A 19666-nucleotide genomic window follows, 5' to 3' on the forward strand; every position below is an offset into this window, starting at 1 on the left:
GCGGCGAACCGGTCCGGCTCCGCGGCGGCCGGACCGAACAGGGCGGCTGCGCAGGTCAGTAGGCTGGGTCTCATGCCGGACCAGATAGTCGACCCCTCCGAACTGCGCGGTGACTGCGCCCAGTGCTTCGGGCTGTGCTGTGTCGCCCTGCCCTTCGCCCGCTCCACCGACTTCGCGCTGAACAAGCCCGCGGGCACGCCGTGCCCGAACCTGGGCGGTGACCACCGCTGCGGCATCCACGCCGGCCTGCGCGAGAAGGGCTTCACCGGCTGCACGGTCTACGACTGCTTCGGCGCCGGTCAGAAGGTCTCGCGAGTCACCTTCGCCGGGCAGGACTGGCGTACCGCGTCGAAGGAGCACGCGCGCCTGATGTTCGAGGTGTTCCCGGTCGTCCGGCAGCTGCAGGAGCTTCTGCGGTACCTGACGGAAGCACTGGGTCTGCCCGCCGCGCGCCCCGTCCACGCCGATCTGCGGCGGGCGCTGGAGCGTACCGAACGGCTCACCCGGCAGACCCCCGAGGAGCTGGCCGCGCTGGACGTGGCCGCGTACCGGCAGGAGGTCAACGTGCATCTGCTGCGCACCAGCGACCTGGTCCGGGCCGGTGCCGGCGGCAAGGGAAAGGGCAAGGACCGCCGGGGCGCGGACCTCGTGGGGGCCCGGCTGAGGGGCGCCGACCTGCGCGGGGCGAGCCTGCGCGGGGCCTACCTGATCGCCGCCGACCTCACCGGTGCCGACCTGCGCGGGGCCGACATGATCGGTGCCGACCTGCGGGACACGGACCTGACCGGCGCGGATCTCACCGGTGCCTTCTTCCTCACCCAGCCGCAGCTCGACGCGGCCCGGGGGAGCGCCGGTACCCGGCTGCCCGAGTCAGTCACCCGTCCCGGGCACTGGACAGCGGCCGGCTGACCGGTCGGCGCCGCGCCGGACGGGGACCGAGGCGGTCCCGCCCTGGGCCGGGCAGCGATCCGCGGGCCGCGCCCCCTCCCGCGGCACCGGTACGGCATCCGCCGCCGGTACGGCAGCCGGCAGGGGCCCGGTACTCCGCACGGGTCCGGCGTCCGCCACGGGTCCGGTGTCCGGCGCCGCTTCGGTGGCCGGCTCCGAGCCGTCGGCGCGCGCGGGCCGCGGTCGCAGCCGCAGCCGCAGTCCCTCCGGCATCAGGGTGAGGCGTTCGGTGACGGTCAGCCGGTAGCCGGGGACCAGGCTCAGGTCGTAGCGGCGCAGCAGCAGGCCGAGGACGAGGGTCGCCTCGTGGATCGCGAACTGGCGGCCGATGCAGGCCCGGGCCCCGGTGCCGAACGGCTTGAAGCTGTGCGGCGGCCGGGCCCGCACGGCACCCGTGTCGAACCGGTCGGGGTCGAACCGCTCGGCGTCCTCTCCCCACACCTCCGGGTCGCGGTGCAGCATGGGCGTCAGCACCAACGCCCAGGCGCCCCGGCGCATCGGATGCGTGCCGGCGAGCACCGTGTCGTGCCGGGCCTCCCGGGCGAAGGCCGGCGCGGTCGGCCACAGCCGCAGTGACTCGTCGAGCACGCGGCGGACGTAGCGCAGCTTGGCCACCCGGTCGTACCCGGGCCGCGGGGTGTCGCCCCAGACGCGGTCCACCTCGGCGCGGGCCCGGGCGGCGATCTCCGGGTGCCTGGCCAGGTAGTACAGCGCGAAGGAGAGCGCACCCGACGTGGTCTCGTGGCCCGCCACCAGGAACGTGATCACCTGCTTGCGGACGTTCTCGGCGGACAGCCGCTCACCCGTCCGCGGGTGCGCGGTCTCCAGCATGCGGTCCAGCAGGTCACCCTCGCTCCCACCGCCGGACCGGCGCCGGGCCGCCACCAGGTCGTCGACCGTGCGGTCGAGGTGCGCCATGTCGGCGGCATTGCGCCGGGCGGCGGCGCGCAGCAGCAGCGGGGCCAGCGGCCCGGGCACGCTGTTCAGCCGCTGGGCGTACGTCAGGGTGCCGACCATCGCCGTGACGAAGGGGTGCGGCCGGTCCCGCTCGAACGAGCCGAAGTCGTGCCCGAACCCGGTGCGCGCGATCGTCTCCAGGGTCAGCTTGGTCATGTCGCCGGGCACGTCCACCGTGTCCCCGGCCGCGGCCCGGCGGTCCCAGTGGTCGGTCAGCCGGCCGGCGACCGACAGCATCATCGCGTGGTAGCCCTCCATGGCCTCCCGGCTGAACCCGGGCGCCAGGACGTCGTGCGCCAGCTGCCAGTTCGGCTCGTGGTTGTAGGCGGTGAACAGGCCGTCCCCGGCGACCGGCCGCAGATTGGCCACCCCCAGCCCGACGTGCTTGGCGAACCGGGACTCGTCCGCGAGGTCCGCGACGAACGGCGCCCCCCACACGAACACGAACTCCTTGCCGAACGCCCGGCGCCGGAAGACCGGCCCCAGCTCGCGCCCCAGGCGCACGGTGTCCTGCAGCGGGCGGCGCCGGTCGGCGCCGAGCACATCGCCGAGCAGGGGCAGCCTGCGTGGCGGGTGCGGGATGCGGTGCAACTCGGGCCAGCCCTGCTCCGCGCTCCGGAACCCTTTCGGCAGCCCGGTCTGTGTCGCCTCCGCCATGACGACCTCCCTCGAGCCGGCGGACCGGTGGACCTGCGGGACGCACGTGTTGTACGTGAGTTCAATAACGGTTCCAGTGTGTTCCGGCTGTTGAACCGGCGTCAAGTAAAGTGTCGTCATGCCGGCCAACCAGGGGGAACGCGCCCGGCGCAGACTCAGCACCGAGGAGCGCCGCGAGCAGCTGCTGTCGGTCGGCGCGAAGCTGTTCTCCGAGAGCCCCTACGACGAGGTGCGGATCGAACGGGTCGCCGAGATCGCCGGGGTCTCCCGCGGGCTGCTGTACCACTACTTCCCGAACAAGCGGGACTTCTTCGCCGCGGTCGTGGAGCGGGAGAGCGAGCGGATGCTGCGCATGACGGCGGCCGTGCCCGGGATGCCGGTCCGCGAGCAGCTCACCGCCGGTCTCGAGACCTACCTCGGCTACGTGCGCGCGCACGCCCACGGCTTCCGCGCCTTCCACCGCGCCGACGCGGCCGGCGACCAGGCCGTACGCCGCGTCTACCAGCAGGCCCTGGCCGCGCAGGAGCGGCAGATCCTGGCGGCCCTCGCGGCCGACCCCGAGTTCGGGCCGGCCTTCGGCGGCGATCCGCGGGTGCGTCTGGCCGTGCGGGGCTGGCTCGCCTTCACCACGGCCGTGTGCCTGGAGTGGCTGCGTGACGGCGAGTCGACCCTGCAGCAGGTGCGGGACCTGTGCGCCCGGGCTCTGCTGGGCGTCATCGCCTGACCTCCCGACCGCCGAAACCGTCGCACCGGTCGGCGCGCCCGGTTGGCGCACACCCCGATCTTCGGTAAGTTAGGCAAGGCTTACCTAAGGAGGTCTCGGGATGGGTGATACGCAGGACTGGACGGCCGCACCCGGCGCGGCGGCACGGGCGCGATCGGCGCTGGCCGCCGCGTGGTCGTGCGCGGTGACCGCGGACGGCGTACGCGAGGAGTACGTCGGCGCGCACGTCGTGACCGACGACGGCGAGGTGCGGCTGGCGGTGCCCGACGACAGCACCCTGGCCACGGCGGCCGTCTGCGCACCGCGCCAGGAGCCCTCCGCCGTACTGGAGTTCGCCGACGTGGCACCTGTGCCGGTGCGCGACCGGATCCGGGCCCGGGTCCGGCTCGCCGGCTGGTTCGCACCGTCCGGCGGCTCCCTGCTCTTCCGGCCCACCCGGGTCGTGCTGCGGCAGTCCTCCGGGGCCGTGGTCGTCGACCTCGGCGAATTCGCCGCCGCCCGGCCGGACCCGCTCGCCGGTGCCGAGTCCCGGCTGCTCACCCATCTCGCCGACGCCCACCCGGACGCGGTCGAGCGGCTCACCCGCCTGGTGCGGCCGGAGTGCCTGCACGCCGCGATCCGGGTGGTGCCCCTCGCCGTCGACCGGCACGGACTCACGCTGCGCATCGAGCGCGGCCGCGCCCACGGCGACGTACGGCTGCCCTTCCACGCGCCGGCCGACGACGTCACCCAGCTCACCGAGCGCATGCACGTCCTGCTGGCGCAGGCCGGTGCCGCCGCCTGCCCCCGAGCCCTACAGCGGCAGCGCGCAGACGGCGACGGGTGAGGCGAACGGCTCACCGGCCGGGCGCAGTCCTCCGCTGCCGGGCTCCACGTGGAAGACGCTGACCGTCCCGGAGCGCTGGTTCGCCGCGAACAGCAGCCGGCCGTCGGGCGAGAAGGCGATCTGCCGCGGGAAGTCCCCGCCCACCGGCACCGTCCCGAGCAGCCGCAGCCGGGCTCCGTCGGCCTCGATCGCGTACCGCGCGAGGCTGTTGTGGCCGCGGTTGGCCAGGAAGGCGTACGCGCCGTCCGGAGTCACCAGGATCTGCGCAGGGTAGTTGGTGCCGCCGCCCGAGCCCGTCGGCTGCGGCTCCCCGATCCGCACGCGACCGGTCCAGGGGTCGTAGGCGCAGACGGTGACGGTGTCGTCCACCTCGTTGGCCAGGTACGCGTACCGGCCGTCCGGATGGAAGGTCAGGTGGCGCGGTCCGGCGCCCGGCCGGGTGCGGGCCCGGGCCACCTCCGTGAGCCTGCCCGCGCCCTGGTCGAGCCGGTAGGTGTACACGGTGTCGGTGCCGAGGTCGACGGCGAGGACGTGACCGCCGTCCGGGCCGGTGACGATCTGGTGGGCGTGCGGCCCCTGCTGGCCCGGGCCGGGCGGCGGCGAGGAGTGCGTGACCCGGTCGGTGCGCTCGCCCAGGGCGCCCGAGGCGTCGATCGGGTGCACCACGACACTGCCCGAGCCGTACTCGGCGCTGAGCAGCCAGCGCCCGTTGGGATGCACCGACAGGTGACAGGGGCCCGCGCCGCCCGTGCTCCGGGTGCCCAGCACCCGGCGGTCCGCGAGGCGCACCGCCGTCACACCGCCGGCCTGTCGCTCGTCCACCGCGTACAGCGTCCGGCCGTCCGGGTGCACGGTGAGGTACGAGGGGTCCGGAACCCCGGTGATCGTGCCCGAACCGGTGATCCGGCCCGTCGCCGAGTCGTACGAGGCCAGGCAGATGCCGGTGCCGCCGCCGTCGGCGGAGGTGTAGGTGCCCACGTACAGCGGGCGGGGCCCGGAGCGCTTCCAGAGCGGTGCGACGGCCCGGGGCTCGCTCCGCTCGGCCGGAGGGTCGGCCGACAGGGTGGCCAGGGACGGCACCGCCGCGACCGCCGCCGTGCCCGCCACGGCCCCGGCGAACCGGCGTCTGGTCCAGCCGCGCCCGCCCTCGCGGTCCCGCTCGCCCCGCGGCCTCCCGTCCGCCACCCCTGTCTCCGTGTCCATGCCGCACCTCAGGTCGTCCGTTGCCCCGGTCGTGACAGTCACCTTGGCCGCCACCCCCGGCAGGGGCAAGCCGGCCAAGACCGTTGTACCCGGTGAGAGCCCCGGGTGCGCTACCAGTCCCCGTCCTCGACCGGCCGGCCGGGCGCCTCCTTCAGCGGGGTCACCCGCCCGTCGGCCGGCACCACATCGCCTCGCGGAGATACACCGGGAGCAGCACGCCGCCGCGGGTCAGCCACTCCTCCGGGACCGTGCCGGCGTAGTCGGCCCCCCGCCGGACCGGGAACACGCCCAGCCCCGGAAGCGGACGGGTGCCCTTCTCGGGCAGCCGCAGCGTGCGGACGAACCGCACCGCCACTCCTCGGGGACCGTGCCGGCGTAGTCGGCCCCCCCCGCCGGACCGGGAACTCGCCCAGCCCCGGCGGCAGCGGACGGGTGCCCTGCTCGGGCAGCCGCAGCGTGCGGACGAACCGCACCGCCACTCCGCCCGGCAGCCGCAGGGTGGTCCCGTCGATCCGAGCCGCCGCGCCGGTCATCCGGCCCCCTCGCAGCCGGTGCCCAGCCGTCCCGGCACTTCTTCAGCGTGAACGCCCGCCGACGCCGGCACGGTTCCGCCACTGCTCCTCCTTGACGCCGATGCGCTCGCGCAGCCGGGTCATCCGCGGCAGCCTCGCCCGCTGCTCCCGGGACACCCGGTCCAGCTCCTCCAGCAGGCGGCGGGTGCGGTGTTCGGTGTTCAGCTCGTCGATGATCCGGGTCGTCTCGGTCAGCACCGCGCCCATCAGCTGCCAGTTCGACCGGTCCTTGGCGATCTCCTCGCGCATCAGTTCGTCCAGCCGGTCGCGGGTGCCGGCCGCCGTGTGCAGCTCGGCCGTGAGCCGGGCCTCGGCCGACTCCGCGTTCTCGCTCAGATCGGTGGTCACGAGGACGGCGAAGCTGACCACCGCGTCGGCGATCTCCGACAGCAACTGCGCCACGGTCGCCCCGATCTTCGGCGGGAACAGCTCCTCGGACCCGCGAGCCTTCGCCAGGTCCGTGAACGAGCGGGCCAGTACCCGGAGGACCACCGTGCAGATCTCCAGCGTGTCCAGGCCGGTCCGCAGCACCACGCGGTGCAGCAGGCCCTCCTTGACCCGCGGATTGAGCCGCAGGCTGTCCTCCGCCTGCCGCAGCGCCGCGTCCACCTGGACGATGTCGTGGTCCAGCCGGCGTGCCTCGTGCAGCCGCTCGGCCGCCTGCTCCCAGGGGATGCGGCTCGCGGCCTCCTCACCCATCCGCAGCATCAGCTGCCGTACCCGGCGTGCCAGGTCCTCGATCGACCGGCCGGCCGCGTCCACCCACACCGGGGGTGGGAGCAGCAGGTTGCAGGCCGTTCCGACGACCGCGCCGATCAGCGTCTCCACGATTCTCGCCCACGCGGTGAACCCGACGGTGGTCACCCCGAGCACCAGCATGGCGCTGATCGCCACCTCGGCCACGTACTCGTCGACCCGCACCAGATGCCCGACGGCCAGCGCCGCCACGATGAGCAGCGCAAGGCTCCACCAGGTCAGGCCCACCAGCACGCTGAAGGCGATGGCGACCACTACGCCTGCCACGACGGAGTTCACCCGGCGGATGCCGTTGGTGAGTGTGGCGTAGAAGGTCACCTGGACGACCAGCAGAGCGGTCAGGGGCGCGGTGAGCGGGGCCGGCTCGGGGCTCAGCCGGAGAGCGATGACGTAGGCGACGGTCGCGGCCGCGGCGGAGCGCAGCGTCTGGACGACCACCGGCTCCCGGCGGCGCCCCACCAGACGCCGCAGTACCGTGGTCCACTTTCGTAGGTCGAGCATCCCTTGGCCTGTTCCCGTTCCTCGGGTGCGTCGAACGTGCCTGTTTGCGGACGATTTCTGTCCGTAAGTGTTCGCGCGGTGGGCGAGGGATCGTGGTTACGCCGTCTGGACCAGGGGTTCATCACCCTCGTGGGCCGGGGCGGGGGTGATAACCGGCCACCTTCGAGAGGTCGCCGCGACGCCGAGGCACTCGCGCTGCCGGGCGTGGACCTGGCGGCACTCACGCCGCCGGGCGCGGGCTGACGGCACACACGCTGTCCAGTGGACCCGACGGCGTTCACGCTGCCGGGCGCGGACCTGACGGCGTCACGCTGCCGGGCGTGGGCCCGGGGCGGTCACGCGTACAGCTTGTCCAGGAAGGCGGACAGATTGCCCCGCGCGCGGTCGATCTGGTCGTCCAGGGTCAGGCTCTCCTCGATCCGGACGCCGGATTCGGGCGCCTTCCTGCCGCGCAGATACAGCGAACACGCCAGGTCGGTGCACATGTACAGCCCGACCGAGTTGCCCTCGCGGCCCGCCGTTCCCGCCTTCCGCGCGGTCATCAGCGACACCCCGCCCCCGGTATGGGTGGTCAGGCACACCGAGCACATGCTGCGGTGCAGGAAGCCGCGCTGCACGGCCGGGAAGCGCAGGGTGACCCCGACGAGTTCGCCCTCCCGTTCGGTGACCAGGTAGCTGCGGTCGGGGGCCCCGGGATCGCGCCAGCCGAGGAAGTCCAGGTGGTCCCACGGCCGCTCGGCGAGATCACGTGGGACCGCGAGCCGCTTGGCCTCGCCCTTGGAACAGTTGACGAACGAGTTGCGGATGTCCTGCTCGGTGAGCGATCTCATGGGGGGGGCCTTCCGGGTCCGGCCGGTCAACCTAGGGTCCCTAGGTTCTGGACTATCTTAATTAGCCGGATCAGGGTGATCCAATGCTTTTCCGGTGCGGAGGACAGCGCCTGCCGCGGGTCCGCAGGTGGCGCGGCCGGACGGCCGCGAGACGACGCGCACGCGCCGGCGGGGCCGGCTGATGTACGCCGTCGCCGACCGGCTGACCCCGACACCTCCCACGCACTCGCCCGCGCGGTGCACGCCGAGATGGCGCCGGCCGGCGTCGTGGATCGCATGCCGATGGCCCACGCGGCGGTGGGCTCCAGCGACACGTTCCGGCGCGGTGCGGCGGAACTCGGGCGGGTGACCGCGGGCCGGGGGAACCGCCCGGAGCAGCCGGCTGCCCGGTGAAGGGGCTCCACCAGTCGGACGCCCCGCGCCGCAGGCGCTCACGCCCACCGGGAGGGCACGCGTGGTACTGCGTCCCGGCCCGCTCCCGGACGGGTGGTACGGCCACTCGGTCCCGTTTCCCGGGCGGGCGGTATGGCCTCCCGGTCCGCTCCCCGGACGTGCGGTACGGCGTCCCGGTCCGCTCCCGGACGCTGCGTGCCGCGTCTCAGTCCGCTCCCCGCGCGCTCGTCTCCGGCGGCCACACCCCGGTGACGAGGACGCCCAACGCGTAGGCACGCGCGACGAGTTCGGTGCGGTTGGCCGCGCTCCAGCGGGCCGACAGGCGGCGCAGGTGGTAGTTCACGCCGTCCACGGTGAGCCCCAGCTCCCGGGCGGCCCGGGCCGTGGTGGCGCCCCCGGCCAGCAGAGCCAGCACCCGCCCCTCCACCGGCGTGACCGGCGCCGGTCCGGGCTCCCGCGGCTCGGCGCGCTCGCCCAGCACGCGCAACATCACGAGCAGCGCCGGCGTCTCCGCCACGGTGTCGCTGACCGGATCCGCCGTCAGCTCGCCGTACCGCTCGGTGCCACCGGGTGCCCGCCAGCACACCGACACCCGGTAGCGGGACCGGCGTCGCAGCCGGAGCGCCTCGGCGATCCGCTCCACCTGTGTGGCCTCCTGCGGGCGGAACAGCTCCAGCACGTTCTCGCCCCGCAGCCGTCCCGGCGCCGTACCGACCTCCGCGGCCATCGCGGGATTGGCCAGCACCACCAGGCCGTACACATCGCACACCGCGACCGGCACCGACACCCGGTCGAACAGGGTCATCGCGCGGTTGCGCCAGAGCACGGCGTCCTGCCGCCCCACGTCCACGCGCACCTCCCCAGACCGCCGGGCCGTCCCCCTCATCCAAGACGAACACCCAGGTCAGCGACAACTCCACCGGCACCGGCGGAGGACTGGGACGCCGGGGCGCAAGCCCCGCACACCGGTTTCGACTGCACGATCGTGTAGTGCGGCGGCCCTCGGTGCCCCCGGCACCGGACCACCCTGGAACGGAGTACTCCGTTACCGCGAAAGGCAGTTGTCGCGTCATGCCCCCCACCGCACCGCACCGCGATCCGGCCGGAACCCTGCCCGCCGTCCCCGTCGTGGACATCACCGCCACGGGACCGGGCCGTACCCCCATCCAGCAGGTCATGGACCTGATGCGGATCCATGGGCCGGTGCTGGTGCGCCGACTGCACGGCCGGGACGTGCTGTTCGTCGCCGACGCGGACCTGGTCGCCGACCTGGCCGACGAGGAGCGGTTCGCCAAGCACGTCGGGCCCGCGCTGGAGAACGTGCGCGCCTTCACCGCCGACGGTCTGTTCACCGCGTACAACGACGAGCCGAACTGGGCGAAGGCGCACGACATCCTGATGCCCGCCTTCGCGCTGGGATCGATGCGCACCTACCACCCGGTGATGCTGAGGGTGGCGCGGCGGCTGATCGGGTCCTGGGACCGCGCGGCCCGCGCCGGACGGCCCGTGGACGTGCCCGACGACATGACCCGGATGACCCTCGACACCATCGGACTGGCCGGATTCGGCTATGACTTCGGCTCCTTCGAGCGGGCCGAAGCGCACCTCTTCGTGGAGTCGATGGTGCGCTGCCTGGAATGGAGCATGACCCGCCTGGCCCACACCCCGGGTACGGACCACACGGCCGCCGACGAGGCCTTCCGGCGGGACGCCGACCACCTCGCCGGGGTCGTGGACGACGTCATCGCCGCCCGCGCCGGCACCGACCAGAGCGGCGCCGGCGATCTGCTCGGGCTGATGCTCAGCGCGCGGCACCACGCCGACGGCACCACCCTGGACCCGGCCAACATCCGCAACCAGGTCATCACCTTCCTGATCGCCGGCCACGAGACGACCTCGGGCGCGATGTCCTTCGCCCTGTACCACCTCGCCAAGCATCCGAGCGCCCTGAGGCTGGTGCAGCGGGAGACCGACGCGCTGTGGGGCGACACGCCCGATCCCGAACCGACGTACGACGACATCGGGCGGCTCACCTACACCCGCCAGGTCCTGAACGAGGCGCTGCGGCTGTGGCCGACGGCCGCCGCATTCAGCCGGCACGCGCGTGCCGACACCCTGCTCGGCGGCCGGATCCCGCTGCGCGCCGGACAGCCCGTCACCGTGCTCGCCCCGATGCTGCACCGGCAGCCCGTGTGGGGCGACAACCCGGAGCTGTTCGATCCCGAGCGGTTCACCGCCGAGGCGGAGGCGGCCCGCCCGGTGCACGCCTTCAAGCCCTTCGGCACCGGTGAACGCGCCTGCATCGGACGGCAGTTCGCCCTGCACGAGGCGACCATGCTGCTCGCCATGCTGGTCCACCGCTACCGGCTGCACGACCACGCCGGCTACCGGCTCACCGTGAAGGAGACCCTCACCCTGAAGCCCGAGGGCTTCACCCTGACGCTCACGCCGCGCACCCCGGCCGACCGCCGCCACGCCCCACTGCCCGGCGCCGCCCCCGCCCAGGCAGCGCGGAACCCGGCCCCCGGCACCCTGTCGGCCCGGGTCCGCCCCGGCACGCACGCCCTCTTCCTGCACGGCAGCAACTACGGCACCTGCCGCGCCTTCGCCGCCCAACTCGCCGACGAGGCCGCCGCCCTGGGCTGCGCCACCGAGGTCGCCGCCCTGGACGCCCACGCCGGCGCACTGCCCACCGACCGTCCCGTCGTCATCACCGCCGCCTCCTACAACGGCCGCCCCACCGACGACGCCACCGCCTTCAGCGCCTGGCTCGACGGCACCCCCGACCTGACCGGCGTGACCTACGCCGTCCTCGGCGTCGGCGACCGCAACTGGACCGCCACCTACCAGCAGGTCCCCACCCGCCTCGACGCCCGCCTCGCCGAACTCGGCGCCACACGCCTGACCGAGCGCGCCGCCGCCGACGCCTCTGGTGATCTCGCCGGAACCGTCAGGGAGTTCACGGCCCGCCTGCGCACCGCCCTCCTCCAGGAGCACGGCGACCCCGACGCCACGGCCGACGGGCCGGCCGAGCCCGGCCACGCCTACGAGGTCCGCACGCTGACCGGAGGCCCGCTGGACGCCCTCGCGGAGCGGCACGGACTCGTCCCCATGAAGGTGACCGAGGCGTACGACCTCACCGCGCCGGATCACAGCCGTACCAAGCGGTTCCTGCGCATCGCCCTGCCCGAGGGCGTGGGCTACCGCACCGCCGACCACCTCACCGTGCTGCCCGTCAACGCCCCGGAGGTGGTGGACCGCGCCGTCGCCGCGTTCGGTCTCGACCCCGAGACCGTCCTGGACATCCGGGCCACCCGCCCGCGCCGCGACGGCCTCGCCGTCGACCGGCCACTGACCGTACGTCACCTCCTGACCCACCACGTCGAGTTGCAGGAGCGGCCGACGGCCCGGCAGCGGTCCCTGCTCGCCGAGGCCGACCCGTGCCCGCCCGAGCGTGCCGCCCTCGCGGCCCTGCCGGAGGACGATCCGCGCACCCTGCTGGAGCTCACCGAGGACCACCCCGCCCTGCGCGGCGCCCTCGCCCCGCCGCTCCTGCTCGACCTGCTGACCCCGCTGCGGCCCCGCCACTACTCCCTCTCCTCCTCACCGGCCGTCGATCCGCGCCACGCGGACCTGATGGTGTCGGTGCTCGACGCCCCCGCCCGCTCCGGCCGGGGCCGCTACCTGGGCACAGGCTCGGGCCACCTCGCCTCCCTGCGGCCCGGCGACACCGTGTACGCCCGGGTCCAGCCCTGCCGCGAGGCCTTCCGGGTCGACGGCTCGGCACCGGCCGTGATGGTCGCCGCCGGTACCGGACTCGCCCCGTTCCGCGCGGTCGTGGCCGACCGCGCCGCCGCCCGCGCGCGGGGGGCCGAACTCCCGCCCGCGCTCCTCTACTTCGGCTGCGACGCCCCGGACGCGGACTTCCTGCACGCCCGCGAACTCCGCGCCGCCGACGCGGCCGGCGCGGTGGCGCTGCGCCCGGCCTTCAGCGCCGCACCCGAGAACGGTCAGGTGTTCGTGCAGCACCGCATCGCCGCCGAGGCCGACGAGGTCTGGGAACTGCTGAACGCCGGTGCCCGGGTGTACGTCTGCGGCGACGGCGCCCGGATGGCCCCCGGGGTCCGCGCGGCGTTCCGTACCCTGTACCGGGAACGCACCCCCGGCACCGACGAGGACGCGGCCCGCGGCTGGCTCGACGCGCTGGTGGCGGACGGGCGTTACGTCGAGGACGTGTACGCGGCGGGCTGAGCCGCAGGAAAGGGGGGGCGCGGTGCGGGACACGGGGGCACGGGCCCGGTGGGCCGGGTCCGCAGGGCCGGGTGTGACCGGTCCACCGCGCCGGGCCCTGGGTGAGGCAGGTCTGCCACGCCCGGCCCTGGGACGGTCGGGCGAGTGGGCGGGGCAGGTCGGGGCGCCGGGCGGGGGAGACCGGCCGTCCGACTCGTCGCCGCTGGACGAGATCACGCGTCCCCGTCTTAGCTCATAGCGTGAACTAAGGGTTGTGAGAATCTCGCGTCCCCGCTGTCCGAAGGGGTATGTTGCAGGTCGGGCAGGGTTTGTGAAGGGAGCCACATGGCGGGGCGCAGCGGACGCACGGTACGCGACCTGAGACGGGGCAACCGCATGGCGGTGCTGCAGCGGCTGTACTTCGACGGCCCGCTCAGCCGGTTCGAGCTGGGTCCGGCGACCGGGCTGAGTTCCGGATCGGTCAGCAACGTGGTCGCCGACCTGATCGCCGACGGCCTGGTGGAGGAGGCCGGCAGCGTCGACTCCGACGGCGGCCGGCCCCGCACCCTGCTGCGTGTCGCCCCGCACAGCGGCCAGATGATCGGCGTGGACGTCGGCGAGACCCGGGTCCGGGTGGAGCTGTTCGACCTGGCTCTCACGGAACTCGCGCGCGTCGAACGCCCGTTGACCCTCCAGGGCTACGACGTGGACGTCATCGCCGGTCACATCCGCGAGGGCATCGCCGAGGTCCTCACCGCCGAACAGGCCGAGCCCGGGCGGCTGCTCGGTGTCGGTGTGGGCGTCCCCGGCATCGTCGAACACACCCCGGACCACGGGGCGGTCGTGCACGGGCAGACCATCGGCTGGACCGCCGTACCGCTGGAGCGGCTGCTCCGGTCCACCTCCCAGCTGCCCGACGAGGTGCCGTACTTCATCGACAACGGCGCCAAGACCCTCGGGCAGGCGGAGATGTGGTTCGGTGCCGGACGCGGAGCCCGCAACGCGGTCGTCGTGCTCTTCGGCTCCGGCGTCGGCGCCTGCCTCGTCACCCCCGAGGTGGAGCACGGACGGGCGGTGGAGTGGGGCCACCTGACGGTCCGGGTCCGCGGCCGCCGCTGCCGCTGCGGTGCGCCCGGCTGCCTGGAGGCCTACGCCGGCGCCGAGTCGCTGCTCGCACGCTGGCGCGAGGAGGGCGGGCGGCCTCCCGAGGGGACGGACGAGGAGACCGCGCTCACCGCGATGCTCGCCGCCGCCTATCCGGCCGAGGGCGGCGAGGCCGACCCGGTGGCTCTCGGCGTCCTGGAGGAGACCGCCGAGTACCTCGGCGCCGGCCTGTCCGACCTGATCAACCTCTTCCAGCCGGAGCGGATCCTCATCGGCGGCTGGGCCGGGCTCCAGCTCGGCATCCGCTTCCTGCCCGCCGTACGCCGGCACGCGGCGACGTACGCCCTGCGCCACCCGGCGGACAAGGTGACCATCGAACTCGGCCGGCTCGGTCCCGACGCGGTCACCGTCGGAGCGGCGATCCTGCCGCTGGCCGACTTCTTCGCCAGCGGCGGCCGCCGCCCCGAACCGGTCGGCGAGGACCGGCTCCCGGCCTGGCGGGCCGCCCTGGAGGAGCGGTCCCCGCGCTGAGACGACAGGTGACGGCCACGGCTCCCGCGGCGCCGGTGCTCGGGCCGCACCGTGCGGCAGAGACGACCGGCGATGCCGAGAGCTGCTGCGGCGCCGGGTGTGCGGGTGGTGGCGTGTCCCGTTGAGACGACGGGCTGTGCCGAGGGTTCCGGTGGTGCCGGGTGTGCGGGTGGTGGCGTGTCCCGTTGAGACGACGGGCTGTGCCGAGGGTTCCGGTGGCGTCGGGTGTGCGGGTGGTGGCGTGTCCCGTTGAGACGACGGGCTATGCCGAGGGCTCCTGTGGCGTCGGGTGCTCCGGATGCACCGTGCCGGAGCGCGGTGCGCCCTTGGGTCCGCTGCCGGCCTCGTCGGTGTCCGGGACGTCCTCGTTCTCCTGTTCGCCGGTGTCACGTCCCGGGGGGACCTCCCACGGGTCGTCGTTCGGCTGTGCCTGCTGATCGGGCAGGTCCCTGGGCACCGGCCGCTCGTTCTCGCCGCTCTCGCGTCCGGGCTGCTGCCGCTGTGCGGCCATGACGATCTCCTCTGCCTCGTGGCGCGTCCGACGACCGGCCCTGCGCCCTCGTATCGACGTCGTCCGGTCGGCCGTGCGCCCTCGTATCGACTTCGTTCCGGTCGGCCCGCGCCGTCGCACCGGCTCCGTTCCGGTCGGCCTCGCGCCGTCGCACACTTCGTGTCAGCCGACCTTGCGTCCCCGCATCGGCTCCGTCTGCATGCCGCCGCCCTTCTGCAGGCCGTCCAGGAACTCCTGGACGACCTCGGTCGCCGTCCGCGTCGGCTGCCAGCCCAGCTCGGTGCGGGCCCGCGTGCAGTCCATCAGGGGCAGGCGCAGCACCGCGTCGAACAGGTGCGGGGAGGCCGGGAGCAGGTGCAGCCCCCAGGCGGCGGCGATCGCGGACCGGGCCGCCGCGCGCGGCAGCCGCACGGGGCGGGTGCCGAGCAGTTCGGCCAGCACCCCGGCGTCCAGCGGCGGATCCGCGGCCAGGTTGAAGGCGCCGCGGGCGGTGCCGGAGTGCACCGCGAGCCGGTAGGCCTCGGCGGCGTCGTCCGTGTGCAGGGCCTGCACCCGCAGGCCGGGGATGTCCGGCAGGAACGGCAGCAGGTCGGGCCGGGCCAGCGGACCGGGCAGGAAACGCCCGCCGAAGATCCGCCGCTGCTCGCTCGCCGACTCCCACTTGAAGAGGAACGCCGGGCGCATGCGGACCACCCGCACCTCGGGGTGGTCCCGCTCGAACACGTCCAGCGTGCGCTCCAGGTAGGCCTTCTCCCGGCAGTACGCGGCGTCCGGCCAGCCGTGCGTCGGCCAGGACTCGTCCACCGGGTGGTCCTTCGGCCCGGGCGAGTACGCGCCCACCGAGGAGGCGTGCACCAGCGCCGGCACCCGGGCGGCGGCGACCGCCTCGAACACCTTGATGGAGCCGAGCACGTTGGTGCGCCAGGTGGTGGCCGGATCGTGGGTCGGCTGGAAGGCCCAGGCCAGGTGGACGACGGCGTCGGCACCCTCGAACCGCTCCGCGAGGTGCGCCTGGTCCGAGGTCAGGTCGACCGCGGACCACTCGGTCTTCGGCGGCGACCACCCGGGCGTCCGCCGGGCCAGCCCTCGTACCGACTTGATCCGGGGGTCCTCCGAGAGCAGACGCACCACGCTCGTCCCGACATTGCCGGTGGCGCCGGTCACGACCACCCTGCTGCCCGCTGAGCTGCTCACCTTCGGCTCCTTCCGGCCTTGCGGCGGAGGCCGCTGCGACGACCGCCCGGGTACCCGGGCGCCGTCCGCGCACACGGGGCGATCAGGAGAGAGCGGAGCGGGCCGTACGGGGAGTGCTCACGCGTACGGGGGAGTGCTCGTGGAAAGCCCCGACCGTGACGGGGGAATCACGGCCGGGGCGGTCTGGTGGTGGGCACGGATGGCGGTCGCCTCTCGGCGAAAGGCTCCACAGGGCTTCAGCCGAACGATCGTCCCTGTGGGCAATAGGTGAGGCCCGGGGACACTGTCCCATCCATACCCACGGTTGGTTCAACGGGCAATTACCCCGCGATGTTCCGTGGCCCCACGTGACCTGCGTCACGCTCGGTGAGGCTCGGTCCCATGCCCCCGCCCAGCCGGTTCGGCGGAGTCGCATCCCGAGGGGCTCTCGCCGAGCCGGTCCGGCCGGTCGGTGAGGTTCGGCCCGGCGGACTGCCTTCGGGCCGGTCCGGCGGAGTCGGCGCGGTTCGCCCCGAGGGGCTCCCGCCGAGCCGGTCCGGCGGGTGAGGCTCCGGCGGACCGCCTTCGGGCCCGTCGAGCGGAGTCGGCGCGGTTCACCCGAACGGGCTCTCGCCGAGCCGGTCCAGCAGGTCGGCCGGGTCGGCGTACACCGCCTCCGCCCCGGCCTCCTCCAGGTCGGCGCGGGGGATCCCGCCGCACAGCACGCCCACGCAGCGCACCCCGGCCTTGCCGCCGGCCCGCATGTCCCACACGGTGTCCCCGACGAGCACCGCCCGCGAGGCCGGGACCCCGGCCAGCTCCAGCGCGTGTTCCACCGGGTCCGGGGCCGGCTTGCCCCGCTCGACGTCCTCCGCGCTCGCCGTGCCCGCGATGGCGTCGTCGGCGTCGATCGCCCGGCGCAGCGCACCCAGCTCGGCGCCGCTCGCCGAGGTGGCGAGGACCACCGTCCAGCCGTCCCGGTGCAGCCGCCGCAGCAGCTCGCCCGCCTTCGGCAGGGCCGGGAGCCGTTCGAAGTACTGTCCGTAGAGGGCTTTGTGCGCCGCGCTCAGCGCCGCGTCCTGGTCCTTGTCCCGCTCGTCGCCGAGCAGATGGGCGACGAGGTCGTCCGAGCCAAGTCCGATGGCCCGGTGGACGGCGTGCATGGGCACCTCGTGGCCCGCCTGCCGGAAAGCCTCCCACCAGGTCACGACGTGCAGGTGATTGGTGTCGACGAGGGTTCCGTCGACGTCGAAGACGGCGGCGCGGTCCATCCGGGGTCCTTTCTCTCACTCAGGGGACCGGGTACCACGTCCGGCACCCGCCACGCGTGCCGGCACGCGGCCCGCGCGCGTCCAGTCGAGCAGCTCGTCCGCCGACCAGGTCGTCACCACCCGCTCCGCCGGCACCCCGCACTCCTCGGCCCGGGCGCACCCGAGGATCTGCCAGTCCAGCTGGCCGGGCGCGTGCGCGTCGGTGTCGATCGCGAACAGCACCCCCGCCTCGACCGCCTTGCGCAGCAGCCGGCGGGGCGGGTCCAGCCGCTCCGGCCGGCTGTTGATCTCCACGGCCGTCCGCGACCGGGCGCAGGCGGCGAACACCTCGTCGGCGTCGAACTCCGACTCCGGACGCCCCTTGCCGGTCACCAGGCGTCCGGTGCAGTGTCCGAGGACGTCGGCGTGCGGATCGCTGACCGCGGCCACCATCCGGCGGGTCATGGACCGGGCGTCCATCCGCAGCTTGGAGTGCACCGACACCACCACCACGTCCAGTTGCTCCAGCAGCTCCGGCTCCTGGTCCAGCGAGCCGTCCTCGAGGATGTCGCACTCGATGCCGGTGAGCAGCCGGAACGGCGCCCATCGCGTGTTCAGCGCAGCCACCACCGCCAGCTGTTCGCGCAGCCGCTCCGGTGACAGACCGCGGGCCACGGTCAGCCGCGGGGAGTGGTCGGTCAGGACGGTCCACTCATGGCCGAGGCCCGCCGCGGCCCGCCCCATCTCCTCGATCGGGCTGCCCCCGTCGGACCAGTCCGAGTGCGTGTGGCAGTCCCCGCGCAGCAGCGCCCGCAACCCGGCGCCCGGTCCGTCCGGGTCGGCCGGCGCACCGGCCTCCTCCTCCAGCCTGCGCAGGTATCCGGGCACCTCACCGGCCAGCGCCTCGCGCACCACCTGCGCGGTCCTGGGGCCGACCCCCTTCAGCGCCTCCAGGCTTCCCTCCGCCACGCGCCGGCGGATCTCCTCCTCGGGCATACCGGCCAGCACCCGGGCGGCGGTACGGAAGGCACGCACCCGGTACGTGGGCGCCAGCGCCCGCTCCAGCAGAAAGGCGATCCGGTCGAGCGCCGCGACGGGGTCCATGCTTACCAAGACTGCACCCGGCGCCCTCGCCGGGCGCGGGGAACCACGCGCGCGGTCATGGCGGACCGGTGTCCAGGGACACCCGGGACACGGGCAACGGCGTGAGCGGCCACCGCGGGCCCGGCGACCGCAGCCCGTGCCCGTCCGCCCCGGACGCCCCCGTTTGCCCGTCCACACCCCGGGTACTGCGAAGTCCCGTCCCTGTGACCCCCTGTGACCCCCTGAGGAGGCCCGCCATGTCCACCCCGGTCGCGCGGCGAACGGCGTTGATCACCGGCGCGGACAGCGGCATCGGCCGCGCCACCGCCGTACGTCTCGCGGAGGCGGGCCTGGACATCGGCATCACCTGGCACTCCGACGAGAAGGGTGCCGAGGAGACGGCCGAGGAGGTCCGCGCGCACGGCCGCCGGGCCGCCGTCGCCCGGATGGACCTGACCCGGCTGCCCGGGGCCGCCGACACCGTGGACGAGCTGTCCGCCGAACTCGGCCGCCTCGACGTCCTGGTCAACAACGCCGGTACGGGCACGATGACCCCCTACCTCGACCTGACCCTGGCGGACCTGCGGCGGGTCCTCGATGTCGATCTCGCCGGCCCCTTCCTGTGCGGCCAGCGGGCGGCGCGGCGGATGATCGAGCAGGGCGACGGCGGCCGGATCGTCAACATCACCTCCGTGCACGAGCACCAGCCCCGGGTCGGCGCCGCGCCGTACTGCGCCGCCAAGGCCGGGCTCGGTCTGCTCACCCAGACGATGGCCCTGGAGCTGGCCCAGTACGGCATCACCGTGAACGCGGTCGCGCCGGGTGAGATCGCCACTCCCATGACCGGCCAGGAGGACATCGACGTGCACACCGTGCGCCGCCCGGGCATCCCCCTCGGGCGGCCCGGCGACGCCCGCGAGGTGGCCGCCGTCATCGCCTTCCTGGCCGGCCCCGACGCCTCCTACGTCACCGGTGCCTCCTGGAGCGTCGACGGCGGCATGCTCCGCATGGGCCCGCATGCGGGTTCGCACCTGACCGGCGACGAGTGGCGCCGTCCCTGAGGCCGTGCGGCACCCCGGGGACGGGGGAGGGCCACCGCCCCCGGTCTCCCGGACGGCTCCCGCTGGCAGGTCGTCGGCCCGCCTCGCGTTCTAGGCTGAATCGCATGACCGAACAAGCAGTCCCTCACATCTCCCGGCCGCGGGTCCTGGTGCTCGGCGTGTGCCCGGGCCGGCACGGCGAGCCGCCGTTCCGGATCGTTGAGATCGACGGTCAGGTGGTCGGCGAGGCCAGGACCGTCACGGACGTGCTGGAGATGGCCGCCGCCCACGGCATCGTCATCCATGATCTGGACGACCCGGACGTGGTCCGGTTCGTGGGCGGCGACAAGTACACCTGGACGCTGCACTGAGCCGGT

17 protein-coding genes are annotated in these 19666 nt (G+C 74.3%); 7 read left to right on the top strand and 10 right to left on the bottom strand.

Annotated elements, in window-relative coordinates; all coding sequences use genetic code 11:
• Window positions 1-72: 72 nt before the first annotated feature.
• A complete protein-coding gene (locus ABVB68_RS08150; protein WP_353600204.1) occupies window positions 73-909 on the top strand; it encodes a pentapeptide repeat-containing protein in 837 nt (278 codons plus the stop codon).
• Here ABVB68_RS08150 and ABVB68_RS08155 read toward each other — a convergent pair.
• Entirely contained in the window at window positions 871-2562 is a 1692-nt protein-coding gene (locus ABVB68_RS08155; protein WP_353600205.1) for a cytochrome P450, read from the bottom strand. The genes ABVB68_RS08150 and ABVB68_RS08155 overlap by 39 nt on opposite strands.
• A 118-nt stretch (window positions 2563-2680) precedes the next feature.
• On the opposite strand from ABVB68_RS08155, the gene ABVB68_RS08160 reads away from it, so the two are divergent.
• A complete protein-coding gene (locus ABVB68_RS08160; protein WP_353600206.1) occupies window positions 2681-3286 on the top strand; it encodes a TetR/AcrR family transcriptional regulator in 606 nt (201 codons plus the stop codon).
• A 100-nt stretch (window positions 3287-3386) separates the two neighbouring features.
• Window positions 3387-4112, top strand: a complete 726-nt coding sequence (locus ABVB68_RS08165) for a DUF2470 domain-containing protein (RefSeq protein ID WP_353600207.1) — start codon at window positions 3387-3389, stop codon at window positions 4110-4112.
• On the opposite strand, the gene ABVB68_RS08170 is transcribed toward ABVB68_RS08165, so the two are convergent.
• The 5 genes from ABVB68_RS08170 to ABVB68_RS08195 all read right to left on the bottom strand — a co-directional run bounded on the left by ABVB68_RS08170 (window position 4080) and on the right by ABVB68_RS08195 (window position 9253).
• Window positions 4080-5315 (bottom strand): lactonase family protein, encoded by a 1236-nt coding sequence (locus ABVB68_RS08170; RefSeq protein ID WP_503006035.1) that lies wholly within the window; start codon window positions 5313-5315, stop codon window positions 4080-4082. The two genes, ABVB68_RS08165 and ABVB68_RS08170, sit on opposite strands and share 33 nt — an antisense overlap.
• 160 nt (window positions 5316-5475) lie before the next feature.
• Window positions 5476-5664: a hypothetical protein gene (locus tag ABVB68_RS08175; RefSeq protein WP_353600276.1), complete on the bottom strand. Its 189-nt coding sequence runs from the start codon at window positions 5662-5664 to the stop codon at window positions 5476-5478.
• A 226-nt stretch (window positions 5665-5890) separates the two neighbouring features.
• Complete coding sequence (locus tag ABVB68_RS08185; protein WP_353600208.1) at window positions 5891-7144, bottom strand: FUSC family protein; 1254 nt, start codon at window positions 7142-7144, stop codon at window positions 5891-5893.
• Window positions 7145-7479: 335 nt separating this feature from the next.
• A complete protein-coding gene (locus ABVB68_RS08190; protein ID WP_353600209.1) occupies window positions 7480-7974 on the bottom strand; it encodes an FBP domain-containing protein in 495 nt (164 codons plus the stop codon).
• A 598-nt stretch (window positions 7975-8572) separates the two neighbouring features.
• The gene (locus ABVB68_RS08195) at window positions 8573-9253 is read right to left on the bottom strand and encodes a PAS domain-containing protein (RefSeq protein ID WP_503006036.1); all 681 of its coding nucleotides are present in this window, start codon (window positions 9251-9253) and stop codon (window positions 8573-8575) included.
• Window positions 9254-9438: 185 nt separating this feature from the next.
• On the opposite strand from ABVB68_RS08195, the gene ABVB68_RS08200 reads away from it, so the two are divergent.
• The gene (locus tag ABVB68_RS08200; RefSeq protein WP_353600211.1) at window positions 9439-12618 is read left to right on the top strand and encodes a cytochrome P450; all 3180 of its coding nucleotides are present in this window, start codon (window positions 9439-9441) and stop codon (window positions 12616-12618) included.
• 324 nt (window positions 12619-12942) lie between these two features.
• The gene (locus ABVB68_RS08205; RefSeq protein ID WP_353600212.1) at window positions 12943-14232 is read left to right on the top strand and encodes an ROK family transcriptional regulator; all 1290 of its coding nucleotides are present in this window, start codon (window positions 12943-12945) and stop codon (window positions 14230-14232) included.
• 262 nt (window positions 14233-14494) lie between these two features.
• Here the strand turns inward: ABVB68_RS08205 and ABVB68_RS08210 are convergent, their stop codons facing one another.
• The 4 genes from ABVB68_RS08210 to ABVB68_RS08225 all read right to left on the bottom strand — a co-directional run bounded on the left by ABVB68_RS08210 (window position 14495) and on the right by ABVB68_RS08225 (window position 18270).
• A complete protein-coding gene (locus ABVB68_RS08210) occupies window positions 14495-14743 on the bottom strand; it encodes a hypothetical protein (protein ID WP_353600213.1) in 249 nt (82 codons plus the stop codon).
• 162 nt (window positions 14744-14905) lie between these two features.
• Complete coding sequence (locus ABVB68_RS08215) at window positions 14906-15937, bottom strand: SDR family oxidoreductase (RefSeq protein WP_353600214.1); 1032 nt, start codon at window positions 15935-15937, stop codon at window positions 14906-14908.
• 593 nt (window positions 15938-16530) lie between these two features.
• Complete coding sequence (locus ABVB68_RS08220; protein ID WP_353600215.1) at window positions 16531-17187, bottom strand: HAD family hydrolase; 657 nt, start codon at window positions 17185-17187, stop codon at window positions 16531-16533.
• Between the two features lie 15 nt (window positions 17188-17202).
• On the bottom strand, window positions 17203-18270 hold the full coding sequence (locus tag ABVB68_RS08225; RefSeq protein WP_353600216.1) for a PHP domain-containing protein: 1068 nt from the start codon (window positions 18268-18270) through the stop codon (window positions 17203-17205).
• 236 nt (window positions 18271-18506) lie between these two features.
• Between ABVB68_RS08225 and ABVB68_RS08230 the strand changes: the two genes are divergently transcribed.
• Together ABVB68_RS08230 and ABVB68_RS08235 are read left to right on the top strand one after the other, a co-directional pair.
• Window positions 18507-19310 carry an SDR family oxidoreductase gene (locus ABVB68_RS08230; RefSeq protein WP_353600217.1) on the top strand — a complete coding sequence of 268 codons (804 nt, stop codon included), beginning with the start codon at window positions 18507-18509 and terminating at the stop codon, window positions 19308-19310.
• 104 nt (window positions 19311-19414) lie between these two features.
• Window positions 19415-19660, top strand: coding sequence for a hypothetical protein (locus ABVB68_RS08235; protein WP_353600218.1), 246 nt, complete (start codon window positions 19415-19417; stop codon window positions 19658-19660).
• Window positions 19661-19666 lie beyond the last annotated feature (6 nt).

Source organism: Streptomyces sp. NPDC096012 (genome assembly GCF_040426375.1).
In the GTDB taxonomy this organism is placed as follows: domain Bacteria; phylum Actinomycetota; class Actinomycetes; order Streptomycetales; family Streptomycetaceae; genus Streptomyces.